At 65.0% G+C, this 13215-nt stretch carries 9 protein-coding genes; 6 read left to right on the forward strand and 3 right to left on the reverse strand.

From position 1 onward, the window contains the following. Both B3D39_RS12010 and B3D39_RS12015 read left to right on the forward strand, forming a co-directional pair. On the forward strand, positions 1-444 hold a 444-nt coding region (locus B3D39_RS12010; protein ID WP_286789728.1), incomplete at its 5' end, for a GNAT family N-acetyltransferase. A gap of 48 nt (positions 445-492) precedes the next feature. Next, entirely contained in the window at positions 493-1248 is a 756-nt protein-coding gene (locus tag B3D39_RS12015) for an EcsC family protein (RefSeq protein ID WP_274961755.1), read from the forward strand. A 139-nt stretch (positions 1249-1387) separates the two neighbouring features. On the opposite strand, the gene B3D39_RS12020 is transcribed toward B3D39_RS12015, so the two are convergent. Then, entirely contained in the window at positions 1388-2983 is a 1596-nt protein-coding gene (locus tag B3D39_RS12020; protein WP_274961756.1) for a GMC family oxidoreductase, read from the reverse strand. Positions 2984-3151: 168 nt separating this feature from the next. Between B3D39_RS12020 and B3D39_RS12025 the strand changes: the two genes are divergently transcribed. The 4 genes from B3D39_RS12025 (at position 3152) to ptsP (ending at position 8556) form a co-directional block, all read left to right on the forward strand. Then, positions 3152-4360, forward strand: coding sequence for a 3-deoxy-D-manno-octulosonic acid transferase (locus B3D39_RS12025; protein ID WP_274961757.1), 1209 nt, complete (start codon positions 3152-3154; stop codon positions 4358-4360). A gap of 67 nt (positions 4361-4427) precedes the next feature. After that, entirely contained in the window at positions 4428-4862 is a 435-nt protein-coding gene (locus B3D39_RS12030) for a DUF1178 family protein (protein WP_078545274.1), read from the forward strand. A gap of 156 nt (positions 4863-5018) precedes the next feature. Beyond that, positions 5019-6272 (forward strand): aspartate kinase, encoded by a 1254-nt coding sequence (locus tag B3D39_RS12035; RefSeq protein ID WP_078521836.1) that lies wholly within the window; start codon positions 5019-5021, stop codon positions 6270-6272. 40 nt (positions 6273-6312) lie between these two features. After that, positions 6313-8556 (forward strand): phosphoenolpyruvate--protein phosphotransferase, encoded by a 2244-nt coding sequence (gene ptsP / locus B3D39_RS12040; RefSeq protein ID WP_274961758.1) that lies wholly within the window; start codon positions 6313-6315, stop codon positions 8554-8556. A 143-nt stretch (positions 8557-8699) separates the two neighbouring features. Here ptsP and B3D39_RS12045 read toward each other — a convergent pair whose 3' ends face one another. Together B3D39_RS12045 and B3D39_RS12050 are read right to left on the reverse strand one after the other, a co-directional pair. Further along, on the reverse strand, positions 8700-11768 hold the full coding sequence (locus tag B3D39_RS12045) for an efflux RND transporter permease subunit (RefSeq protein WP_078545278.1): 3069 nt from the start codon (positions 11766-11768) through the stop codon (positions 8700-8702). A 10-nt stretch (positions 11769-11778) separates the two neighbouring features. Next, entirely contained in the window at positions 11779-13035 is a 1257-nt protein-coding gene (locus tag B3D39_RS12050; RefSeq protein ID WP_078602059.1) for an efflux RND transporter periplasmic adaptor subunit, read from the reverse strand. Positions 13036-13215 lie beyond the last annotated feature (180 nt).

Genomic DNA, 13215 nt, shown 5'->3' on the forward strand with positions numbered 1-13215 from the left:
GAAGTCGAGGCGCTCTATGACCTCTGCTTCGCGCCGGGCCGCACGGCGCTGTCCTCCTACCGGCTGCGCGACGGGGTCGATCCGGTGCGCCCGCTTTGCCTGACGCTGCGCCAGGACGGCATCCTCGCCGCCGTGATCCGCTTCTGGCCGGTCAGGGTCGGCGGCAAGCGCGTGCTGCTGCTGGGGCCGATCGCGGTCCACCCGACGCGTCAGGGCGAAGGACTGGGCGGAATCCTGATGCATGAAAGTCTTTCCCGCGCTGCCGATCTCGGCTGGGAGCGGGTGCTGCTGGTGGGCGACGCGCCCTATTACCAACGCTTCGGCTTCGAGAAGCTCGACGATGTCGAGATGCCGCCGCCCACCAACCCCGACCGCGTTCTGGGCCTCGAACTGGTGCCCGGCGCCTGGGACGGCGTCAAAGGCCAAGTCGAGAAAGACGACTGATTGCCGAAGCGCCTCCGCCGCCCCATATCAGGGAAAGGCAAGGAGGCGATGATGGCAGATATTCTTCCCCCCGTGAGCGACCCGGCGATTCTGGGTCAGCTCGACTCGCTCGCGAAACGCCACCGCGCGGCAGGCGGCGTGGTGATGCAGGTGATCGGCTATATCGGAGGCTCTGCCGAGGGGCTTCTGAGCAAATTGCCTACCCCGGTCCGCAATGGACTCGACGGGGCGACCGAACGCGCCTTGTCAGGGGCGATGACCGCTGCTGAGCGCTCGCGCGGGATCGTCGCCGACCGGCCCGACTGGATGAACCGCACGCTGACCACCGCGATGGGCGCGGCGGGCGGTGTCGGGGGCTTGGGCAGTTCGCTCGCGGAATTGCCTTTCACGGTCACCATGCTGCTGCGCGCGATCCAAGGCATCGCCGCCGAGCACGGCTTCGACCCGGCGTCCGAGGAAGTGCGGCTGGAATGCCTGCGCGTTTTCGCCTCTGCCGGGCCGCTCGAGGACGATGACGGGATGGATCTGAGCTTCCTCGCCGCGCGGGCGACGATTACGGGGCCGAGCATGAAATCCCTGATCGCCAAGGTCGCGCCGCGCCTGTCGATCGTGCTGGGTCAGAAACTCGCGGCTCAGGCGGCCCCGGTCCTTGGCGCGGTCGCGGGCGCGGCCGTCAACTACGCCTTCACCAGCTATTATCAGGAAATCGCCCGCGTCCATTTCGGCCTCAAGCGCCTTGCCCGCGACACCGGCACCGATGAGGGCGTGCTGCGCGAGGAGTTGGTGGCCCGTATCGCCAAGTGATCGACGCGCCGCGCCTCTGGCCAATGTCGGATGCCTCCGGCGGGGATATTTAGACCAAGAGGAAGGAAGTCTCTCTTCCTCTTGGCGAAAATATCCCGGGGGGCTCCGAAGGAGCGGGGGCAGCGCCCCCTCCGAACCCTCAGCCCTTCGCATCCTCGAGGATCATTTGCGCCGCCTTCTCGGCGATCATCATCGTCGGCGCGTTGGTGTTGCCCGAGGTGATCGTCGGCATCACCGAGGCATCCGCGATGCGCAGCCCTTTCAGCGCTTTCAACCGCAGCCGCGAGTCCACCACCGCGCCGTCATCCGAGCCCATCCGGCAGGTGCCGACGGGGTGGAAGATCGTGGTACCGATATCACCCGCCGCTTTCACGAGATCCGCCTCGGTCTGATAGTCCGGGCCGGGCTTGTATTCCTCGGGTTTGTATTTCGCGAAAGCGGGTTGCGAGGCGACGCGGCGGACCTGCCGGATCGCTTCGGCGGCGACGCGGCGGTCGCCCTCAGTCGAGAGGTAATTCGGCGCGATCTCGGGATGGGCGCGGAAATCGGGTGAGGTGATATGCACATGGCCGCGGCTTTCGGGGCGCAGGTTGCACACGCTCGCCGTCATGCCGGGGAAGGGGTGGACCGCATCGCCGAACTTGTCGAGGCTGACCGGCTGGACGTGATATTCCAGATCGGGCGTTTCCTTCTCGGGGAAGCTGCGCGTGAAGATCCCGGCTTGCGAGGGCGACATCGACATCGGCCCCGAGCGGAACAGCGCATATTCCATCCCGATCTTCGCCTTGCCCCAAAGGGTCGAGGACATGGTGTTGAGGCTTTTGACGCCCGAGACCTTGTAGATGAGGCGCAGTTGCAGGTGGTCCTGCAGGTTCTCGCCCACGCCATCGACCTCGGCGACCGGGGTGATGCCATGCTCGGACAGCACGTCGCCGCGTCCGATCCCCGACAGCTCGAGGATCTGCACCGAGCCGACCGAACCGGCGGAGAGCACCGTTTCGCCCGCCTTCACGTCATGGCTCTGGCCATTCTGATTGTAGCGGATGCCGATGACGCGGCCCTCCTCGATCAGGAGCTTTTCGACCTGCGCATTGGTCTCGATCCGCAGGTTCGGGCGTTTCATCGCGGGTCTCAGGAAGGCTTTCACCGCGCTCCAGCGCCAGCCGGCTTTCTGCGTGACGTGGAAATAGCCGCCGCCCTCGTTGGTGCCTGTGTTGAAATCGTCGGTGCGCGGGAAGCCGGCCTCCTCGGCGGCCTCGAGGAACGTGTCGAGCATCTCCCAGCGCACGCGGGCTTCTTCCACCCGCAATTCGCCGCCCGCGCCGTGCAGGTCGCTCTCGCCGCGATAGAAATCTTCCTGCTTCTTGAACAGCGGCAGCACGTCGTCCCAGCTCCAGCCGGGATTGCCGGACTGCGCCCACATATCGTAATCGCGCGCCTGACCGCGCATGTAGATCATGCCGTTGATCGAGGAGCAGCCGCCAAGGATACGCCCGCGCGGATAGAGCAGCTCGCGCCCGTTCAGACCGGGATCGGCTTTCGACTTGTAGCCCCAGTCGGTGCGCGGATTGCCGATGCAGTACAGGTAGCCCACCGGGATATGCACCCAGTGGTAATTGTCGCGCCCGCCTGCTTCCAGCAGCAGCACCTTGTTTTTCGGATCTTCCGACAGGCGGTTCGCCAGAACGCAGCCTGCGCTGCCGCCGCCGACCACGATATAATCGTATTGCTCCATAAGCCCCTCCCGAACTGCGCCTCCGGGCAAGACTTTCGCAAGCTGCCGCCCGGGAAACAAGGCCGTGACCCGTTCATTCGCGCAAAGTCGCTTTGCGAAAACGCAAGGAGGGGCTTGCCTGTGAGGGGGGTGATCCGTTCTATGGCGCAAATCTCGCCGGAGCCTGTGATGGTCCTTTACCGCCTTCTCGTCACTATCGCGAGCCTGCCTGTTCTGGCGGCGCTGCTCTGGCGCGTTCTGCGCGGGCGGGAAAGCCGGACGGCCCTGGCGGAGCGGTTGGGCGGCGGGGAGGCCGCGCCGCACCGTTTGTGGCTGCACGCGGCTTCGAATGGAGAGCTGACCTCCGCCAAGCCTTTGATCGATGCGCTGCTGACCGCAGATCCCGCGGTGCAGCTGTTGGTGACGGTGAACACAGTCACGGCGCGCGAGCTGGGGCAGGGCTGGGCCGATCCGCGCATCGCGATCCGCATGGCGCCGCTCGATCATCGCGCCGCGCTGCGGAGGTTCCTGTCGCGGCATGATCCCCGCGCGCTCGTCGTGATCGAGAACGAGCTTTGGCCGAACCGCATGGCGCTGGTGGCCGATGCGAAGCGGCCGATCTTCGTGATCGGGGCGCGGATGTCGGCGCGGTCGGCGGCGCGCTGGGCCAAGATCGGGATCGCGCAGCCGATGGTCGCGCAGATCACCGCGCTCTCGGCCCAGGATGCGGGGTCCGAGGCGCGGTTCCTCGATCTCGGCCTGCCGCGCGAAAGGCTGCTGCCGCCCGCCAATCTCAAGACGGCGATCACCGTCGCGCCCGGCACGCCGCTCGACTGGCCGCGCAGCGATACGGTGCTGGCCGCCTCGACCCATGAGGGGGAAGACGCGCCGATCCTTGCCGCCTTCGCGAAGGCGCGCGCGCGCCACCCCGGCCTGCGTCTGATCCTCGCTCCGCGCCATCCGCGCCGTGCGCCCGAGATCGCGGCGCTGATCGCCAAGGCCGGGCTGCACCATACCTCCCGCTCGAAGGACGAGCCTCCGACGGCGGAGGTCTATCTGGCCGATACGCTGGGCGAGATGGGCCGCTGGTATGCGAGCGCAGGCCTGTGTTTCGTGGGCGGCTCGCTCGTCGAAAAGGGCGGCCATACCCCTTATGAGCCCGCAGGCTTCGGCTGTGCCTTGCTGCACGGTCCCGATGTCGCGAATTTCGCCGAGGCCTTTGCGGCACTCGACGCGGCAGGCGGGGCGCGGCTTTGCGAAACCGAAGCCGATATTGCGGCCGCTTTCACCACGATTGACGCCGACGCGCAGGCTGACATGGCGCGCGCCGCACGGGGGGCTCTTGGCCCGCCTGCCGATGTCGAAAGCCTTGCAAAGGCGCTCCTCGCACGGATCTGAGCGATTGCGACGCGCTTGCATCGCGGCGCGAAACGCTTATTTCCATATGCATCCGGGAGATGCAGACATGATCCGTTATACGCTGCAATGCGAGAATGAGCACCGCTTCGACAGTTGGTTCCCCTCGGCCTCCGGGTTCGAGGCGCTCAAATCCGCAGGCCAGCTGGAATGTGCGATCTGCGGTTCGAAAAAGGTCGAGAAATCCCTGATGGCGCCGCCTGTCGCACAGACGCGCAAGACGGGCGAGCCCGCCGCCGAACGCCCCCTTTCGCAGCCGCAATCCGAGGCCGAACAGGCCCTTGCCGCGATGCGCCGCGAGATCGAGAAGAATTCCGATTACGTCGGCATGAATTTCGCTACGGAAGCGCGCGCCATGCACGAAGGCACCGCAAAGAAACGCGCGATCCACGGCGAGGCGAAACCCGAAGAGGCGCGCAAGATGCTGGAGGACGGGCTGCCGGTTCTGCCGCTGCCCTTCCTGTCCACGCGCAAGACGAACTGACCCTTTTCGCTCTTTCCAAATATCCCGGGGTGAATTCGCGCGAGCGAAGAGGGGCAGCGCCCCAGTGCCGATCTGAGACCCTCGAAACGCCAAATCTCTTGCGCGGCCCAACGGCTTGAGCTAGCAGAGGCCCGACTCTGCCCAAGGGGGATTTCCATGCCCATTCTGGTGATGAAATTCGGCGGCACTTCCGTCGCCGATCTCGACCGGATCGCCAACGCCGCCGAAAAGGTGAAGCGCGAAGTCGAACGCGGTTACGATGTCATCGTGATTGTCTCGGCGATGTCGGGCAAGACCAATGAACTCGTCAACTGGGTCGAGACGACCTCGCCGCTCTATGACGCGCGCGAATATGACGCCGTGGTCGCCTCGGGCGAAAATATCACGGCCGGTCTGATGTCGCTGCGCCTGCAGGAGATGGGTGTCTCCGCGCGCAGCTGGCAGGGCTGGCAGGTGCCGATCAACACGACCTCGGCGCATGGCGCAGCGCGCTTCGTGTCGATCCCGCGCGAAAATCTCGACCAGAAATTCTCCGAAGGCTTCAAGGTCGCGGTGATCGCGGGCTTCCAGGGCCTCTCGCCGGAAAACCGGATTACCACGCTCGGCCGGGGCGGCTCGGACACGACCGCCGTGGCTTTCGCCGCCGCCTTCGGCGCGGAGCGTTGCGACATCTACACCGATGTCGACGGCATCTACACCACCGACCCGCGCGTCTCCTCCAAGGCGCGCAAGCTCGACCGCATCGCCTTCGAGGAGATGCTGGAACTCGCGAGCCTCGGGGCGAAGGTTCTGCAAACCCGCTCGGTCGAGCTCGCGATGCGCTACAAGGTGCCGCTGCGCGTGCTAAGCTCCTTCGAGGAAACCACGGAGAATTCGGGCACTCTGGTCTGCGACGAGGATAAAATCATGGAATCGAAAGTTGTCTCCGGCGTCGCCTTTTCTCGCGACGAAGCGAAAATGACCCTCGTGACGGTCGAAGACCGCCCCGGCATCGCCAGCGCGATCTTCGGGCCGCTCGCGGATGCGGGGGTGAATGTCGACATGATCGTCCAGAACATCTCCGAGCGTCAGGCCGAGCATGAGGTCAAGGTCACCGACATGACCTTCTCCTGCCCGGTCAATCAGGTCGCCCGCGCCCGCAAGGCGATGGAGGACGCCCGCGACGCCGGGCTGATCAAGTTCGACGAGCTGGTCGCCGACGAAGACGTGGCAAAGATTTCCGTCGTGGGCATCGGTATGCGCTCCCACGCGGGGGTCGCGGCGAAGATGTTCAAGGCGCTGGCCGCTGAAAACGTCAACATCAAGGTTATCGCTACGTCGGAAATCAAGATTTCGGTGCTGGTCGACCGCAAATATCTGGAACTGGCGGTTCAGGCCCTGCATGATGCCTTCGAACTCGACAAGGCCTGAGTAACCCGAAGGGCCGCAGCAACAGGGGCAACCTGCGCGGATGGTGGAACTGAGCGAAAGTGATAGTCGCACGCTGTTGCGACGCCTGCGCGATACGCTGGCCACGGAGGGCGACGGGCAGGACCGGCTCAATCACATCACGCAGATCATTGCGGATTCGATGGGCACCGAAGTGTGCTCGATCTACCTGTTCCGCGATCCCGAAACGCTCGAGCTTTGCGCGACCGAAGGTCTGAAGGCAGAGGCTGTCCACCACACGCGGATGCGGCTGGGCGAGGGTCTCGTGGGCCGCGTGGCGCGGTCGGGCCGTCCGATCAACTCCGCCGATGCGCCTTCCGAGCCGGGCTTCCGCTACATGCCGGAGACGGGCGAAGAGATCTATTCCAGCTTCGTCGGCGTGCCGATCCAGCGTGTGGGCGAGAAGCTCGGCGTTCTGGTCGTGCAGTCGAAGGACGAGCGCAGCTTCTCGGATGACGAACTTTACGGGCTCGAGGTCGTCGCGATGGTGCTGGCCGAAATGACCGAACTCGGCGCTTTCACAGGCGGCGAGAATTCCGAGATCGGCGCGACGCATCGCTTCCCGGTCATGTTCCGCGGCGCGACGGGTCAGGAGGGCGCCGCCGAGGGCCGCGTCTGGCTGCACGAGCCGCGCGTCGTCGTGACGAACCCGGTGGCCGAAGATCCCGAGGCCGAGGCCGCGCGCCTCGAAGAGGCGATTACCGAACTGCGCGGCAAGATCGACGAAATGCTGGCCAGCCCGACCCTGATTGACAAAGATCAGCGGCAGGTGCTGGAGACCTTCAAGATGCTCGCGGCCTCCAAGGGCTGGAAGCGGCGGATGCTCGAAGACATCACCGCGGGTCTCTCTGCGGAAGCCGCAGTCGAGAAAGAACAGAACGCGGCGCGCGACCGGATGCGCAAGGCGCCCGATCCTTACCTGCGCGAACGGCTCAACGATCTCGACGACCTGTCGAACCGCTTGCTGCGCCAGCTGACGGGGCAAGGCAGCGATACCGGCGCCGAGATGCCGGAAAACCCGGTGCTGGTGGCGCGCAATATCGGCCCGGCGGAATTGCTCGATTACGACCGCAAGCTCAAGGGCGTGGTGCTTGAGGAAGGCTCCGTCGGCTCGCATGCTGCGATCGTCACCCGCGCGCTCTCAATCCCGCTGGTGATCCATGCGGGCCGGATCACGGCGGAGGCGCTGAACGGGGACCCGATCCTCGTCGACGGCGATCAGGGCGTGGTGCATCTGCGGCCCGAGGAAAGCGTGGCCCACGCCTTCCGCGACAAGATCGCGATGCAGGCGGAGGCGCAGAAACGCTACGCCTCGCTGCGCGATCAGCCCGCGATAGACAAATCGGGCCAGACCGTTTCGCTGATGATGAATGCGGGGCTGATGGCGGACCTGCCCTCGCTGAAGGGCTCCGGCGCCGACGGGGTGGGCCTGTTCCGCACCGAGCTGCAATTCCTGACCCGCACCAAGGTGCCGCGCCGCAATGAACTCGTGCAGCTCTACAAGCGGGTGATGGATGCCGCCGACGGCAAGCGGGTGAATTTCCGCACGCTCGATATCGGCTCCGACAAGGTCGTGCCCTACATGAAGCCGCAGGACGAGCCGAACCCCGCGATGGGCTGGCGCGCGCTGCGGGTGGGGCTCGACAAGCCGGGGATCCTGCGGATGCAGCTGCAGGCGCTGCTGCGCGCCGCCGACGGCCGCCCGACTTCGATCATGTTCCCCTTCATCGCGCTGCCCGAGGAATTCTACGCCGCGCGCGACACGCTGCTGCGGGTGCGTGACCGCGAGGCGCAGATGGGCCGTCCCGTCCCCGACGAGTTGCGCATCGGCGCGATGCTGGAAACCCCGAGCCTCGGCTTCGCGCCCGACAGCTTCTACCGCGATTGCGATTTCATCTCGATCGGCGGCAACGACCTGAAGCAGTTCTTCTTCGCCGCCGACCGCGAGAACGAACGGGTGCGCCGCCGCTACGATACGCTCGACGGGTCGTTCCTGAACTTCCTCGAACGGATCATCGCGCGCTGCGCGGTCTCGGACACCCATCTCAGCTTCTGCGGCGAGGATGCGGGCCGCCCGATCGAGTCGCTGACCTTCGCGGCGCTCGGCATCCGTACGCTCTCGATGCGGCCCGCCTCGATCGGCCCGGTCAAACACCTGATCCGCCGCGCCGATCTGGGCGAGCTGCGGCAGGTGATCCAGCAGGCGCGCAATGCCGGCCAATCCAGCGTGCGCCCTGCCGTGACGAGCTACCTCGCCCATCTCTGAGCGGGGCAGGGGCGTTGCCCCTCTTTCCTCCGAAATTCACGATCAAAATGAATTGGGCCAAGGCGAAGCTCTGACACTTCGCCTTGGCCCAAATATCCCGCGGGGGTCTGGGGGCGCGAAGCCCCCAGCCTTGTCTTTATGCGTCAGCCTGCGGCCAGACGCTTCGCTTCCGCTTCCTTGAAGGATTTATCCGAGGGCGCGATGAACGTGTAGAACATCGGCACCACGAACAGCGTGAACATCGTCCCGATCAGGATCCCCGAGAAGATCACGAGGCCCATCGCCTTGCGCGCCTCTGCGCCCGCGCCTTGCGCGAGGATCAGCGGCACCACGGCCAGCGCCATTGCGGCGGTGGTCATCAGGATCGGACGCAGGCGGGTCTGCGCGGCCTTCACGATCGCCTGCCGACGGGTGAGGCCCGACTGCTCGCGCTGCTGATTGGCGAACTCGACCATCAGAATCCCGTGTTTCGTGATCAGGCCGACCAGCGTGATCAACCCCACCTCGGAATAGATGTTGAGCGTGCCCAACCCGAGGTTCAGCGGCAGCACAGCCCCGAAGATCGTCAGCGGCACTGTCATCATGATGATGAAGGGGTCGCGGAAGCTCTCGAACTGGGCGGCGAGCACGAGGTAGATCACCAGCACGGCCGCCGCGAAGGCGATCAGGATGGTGTTGCCCTGCTGCGTCTCGATCCGCGACTGGCCCGAATAGTTCACGTAGAAGCCTTCGGGCATCACCTGCTTGGCGATGTCGACGATGGTCTGCACGCCCTCGCCGGTGGACCCACCGGGAAGCGGCAGTGCCGTGATCGTGGCCGCGTTCAACTGGTCGAACTGTTCGATCGAAGACGCGTTCACCCCGGTGTCGATCTTCACAAGCGAAGACAGAGGGATCATCGCCCCCGAGGAGGAGCGCACGAAGTAACGGCCCAGCTCTTCGGGATTCGCGCGGAACTCCTGCGGTACCTGCGGGATGATGTCGTAGCTGTTCGAGTCGCGGTCGAACTGCGCCACTGACGCCTCGCCCACCAGCAAGCCCAAGGTCGAGCCGATATCCGAGACCGGCACGTTCAGCGCCGCCGCCCGGTCGCGGTCGATCGTGACATTGACCTGCGGGCTGTCGAAGTTGAGCGAGTTCTGCACGACGATGAACTTGCCCGAAGCCTGCGCCTTGTTCTTGATCTCCTCGGCCACCTCGGCGACGCGTTTCGCGGAGTGGATCGACTGGATCACTACCGAGATCGGCAGGCCGCCACCGGTGCCCGGCAGCGACGGCGGGGCGAAGGCGAAGCCTTTCAACCCGGTCGATTTGCCGAGATCGCCCTGAATCTCCTGCTGGATTTCCTTCTGGCTACGGTTGCGGTCCGCCCAGTCTTTCAGTGCCCAGATATAGATGCCCTGAGAGCTGTCCCCGCCGAAGCCCGCGATCGAGAAATCGGTGCGCACTTCGGGGATATCGGCCGTGTCGCGCCCGACCTGGTCGATATATTTCTGGGTGTACTCGCTGGTCGCGTAGCGCGGCCCGTTCAGGATCGCGAAGAGCGCGCCGTTATCCTCATCCGGGGCAAGCTCGGAATTGGTGTTCATCAGCATGAACCCGGTCACGCCCACGAGCGAGGCGACGATGAGCAGGGTGATCCCCCGCAGATCGAGCGAGCCATCGACGCGCCGCCCGTACCAGCCCGAGAGCCTGTCGAAATTGCGGTCGACGAAAGCCTGAAAGCCCTTCGACTCGCCATGTCTCAGCAGGCGGCCCGACATCATGGGCGTAATCGTCAGGGCGATCACCCCCGACAGGATCACCGATCCCGCAAGCGCGAAGGCGAATTCCCGGAACAACTGCCCCGTCAGCCCGCCGGTGAAGCCCAGAGGCGCGAGCACCGCGGCCAGCGTGATCGTCATCGCGATGACCGGCCCGGTGATCTCCTTCATGCCCTGCACGGCGGCGGGGATCGGTTTCATTCCCTCTTCGATATGTCGGTGGATATTCTCCACCACCACGATCGCGTCATCGACCACGAGGCCGATCGCCAGCACCATTGCCAGCAGCGTAAGAAGGTTGATCGAGTATCCCAGCGCCAAGAGCACCGCGAGCACCCCGATCAGCGAGAGCGGAATGGTCACGATGGGCATCGCGACGGAGCGCAGCGACCCGAGGAACAGCAGGATCACCACGGTCACGATTGCGACCGCTTCGCCGATGGTCTTGAACACCTCGTGGATCGAAGCCGAGATCGTCTCGGTCGAGTCGTAGACCAGTTGGATTTTCATCCCTTCGGGGAGCGAGGCGTTGATGTCGGGCAGCGCCTTGCGCACCGCAGCTGCCGTATCGAGCGGGTTGGCGGCGGGCGTCGGGTAGACGCCGAGGAAGGTGCCTTCCTTGCCCTCGAAAGTGACGATTTCATTCTCGGAGGCCTTGGCGAGTTCGATCTTCGCGACATCGCGCAGCCGCACCACGTCATCGCCCTTGCCAGAGATCGGCAGCTTGCCGAAGGCTTCGGGCGTTTGCAGCGTGGATTGCAGCGTGATCGACTGGGCGACGTACTCGTTCTTCGTCTTGCCCGGGGCCGAGAGGAAGTTCGACGCCTGAATCGCGCCCACGACTTCCGAGGCGGTAACACCGCGCGCGGCGAGCTTGTCCGGATCGATCCAGACCCGCATCGCGTAATCGGAAGCGCCGATGATCTGGGTCTGGGCCACGCCCGGAATCGTGGACATGCGCGGACGGATCACCCGGCGCAGATATTCGGTCAGCTGCTCGGGTGTCATGTTGGGGTTGAGCGCCGCGAGATACATCAGCGCGAAGGTCTGGCCGGTGCCCTTCTGGATCACCGGATCCTTCGCCGCCGAGGGCAGCTGGCCTTTGACCTGCTGCACCTTCGAGAGCACCTCGGTCATCGCCGCGTCGGAGTTCGACCCGAGCTTCATGTGGACCGAAATGACCGAGGCCGAGGGCCGCGACTGGGTGGTGACGTAATCGACGTTCTCAGTAGTCGCCACGGCGGCGGCCAGCGGCGAGGTGATGAAGCCCTGAATCAGTTCGGGCGAGGCGCCGGGATAGGCGGTGGTGATCGTGACCACCGTTTCCTCGACTTCCGGATATTGGCGGACGGGCAGGTTGAAATACGCCTGTGCGCCCAGCAGGAGCATGAACGCGCCCAGCACCATCGACAGGACGGGGCGGCGGATGAAGATCTCGGAGATGTTCATGGGCTTGGCCTTACTGCGCCTTCGCGCCGTCTGATGTCGTGTCCGATGCCCCGTCAGAGGCGGCGTCCGAAGCGCTATCCGCGGAAGCGTCCGACGTCGCGTCGGAGTTTGCCTGCGCGTTGCCCTCCATGCCGAAGGCTTTCATCACCTCTTCGGTGGAAGGCGCGTCGGGATCGGGCGAAATCGCGTTGTCGATGCTCACCGTCGCGCCGGAGTTCAGCTTGTTCTGGCCCGCGTTGACGACCATGTCGCCCGCCTTCAGCCCCTTCGTCACTTCGACGAGCGTGCCCGAGCGGCGTCCGAGCGTGATGAAGACCTGCTTGGCCACCAGTTGCGGCTGGTCCGCGCCTTCGGGCGTTTGCTTGCGCACCACGAAGACCGAGTCGCCGTAGAGGTTGGAGCTCACCACCGTTTGCGGCAGCGCGATCACGTTGTCTTCGGAGGGCAGCACGACCGTGACATGGACGAACTGGCCGGGCGTCAGCTTTCCTTCGCCATTGGGCACCTCGGCGCGCAGGGTCACGAGCCGCGAATTCGGGTCGATCTTGGGCTCGATGCCGGTGATCTTGCCTTCCAGATCGACCGAGCCGTCCTCGGTCTTCACCTTGACGGTCTGACCCGCTTCGGCGTGCCGCGCCTGCTGTTCGGACAGGGTGAAATCGACGCGCATGTGGTCGCGATCCTGCAGCGTCGCATAGGTGGTGCCGGTGCCGACATACTGGCCGACCTCCACCTGCGGAATACCGATGATGCCCGCGAAGGGCGCGGTCAGGCGCTTCTTCTCGAGCACGGCCTGCAGCTTCGCGACGCTTGCGCGCGCTTCCTGCGCGCTGGCTTCAGCCTGATCGAGATTGGACGTGGCGGACACGCCCCGGTCGGCAAGCTGGCGCGCGCGCTTGAGATTGGTCTCGGCGAGGTCCTGCGCGGCCTTGGCCGAGGCCAGATCGGCGCGCTCGGAGCTGTCGTCGATCTGCATGAGGACCTGGCCCTTCTCGACCTTGTCATTCGCCTTGAAATGGATCTCCTGCACCGTGCCGCCCATTTCGACGGCCAGTTCGGTGCCGCGCACGGCGGCGGCGGTGCCGATCGCCTCGAGGCCCGGCTGCCAGGTGATCGGCTTCACTTCGCTGACCGAAACCGCCACGGGGGGCTGTGTCATGTTTGCGAAGAACTGCGCGATCATCTTCGAGCGGAAAAGATTGTAGCCGACGACGCCACCCACCACGAGGATGAGCGCGACGAGGGCGATGAGGAGGCGTTTGATCATTTGGCTGTCCCGTCAAAATCCCTGTTTGCACGCAAATACGACCCCGCCGGCCGAGCTGCGCGCGATTTCTGAACCATTTGGTTCACGTCCTTGTCATGTCAATACGCGAGTGACGTTAAAAGGATGGGTCACAGTGCCGTGAAGGCAAGGCGGAAAGTCTGTGCGTCAGAGCAATTACAG

This window comes from Thioclava sp. UBA3469 (genome assembly GCF_002378135.1).
GTDB classification, from domain to species: Bacteria; Pseudomonadota; Alphaproteobacteria; order Rhodobacterales; family Rhodobacteraceae; genus Thioclava; species Thioclava sediminum.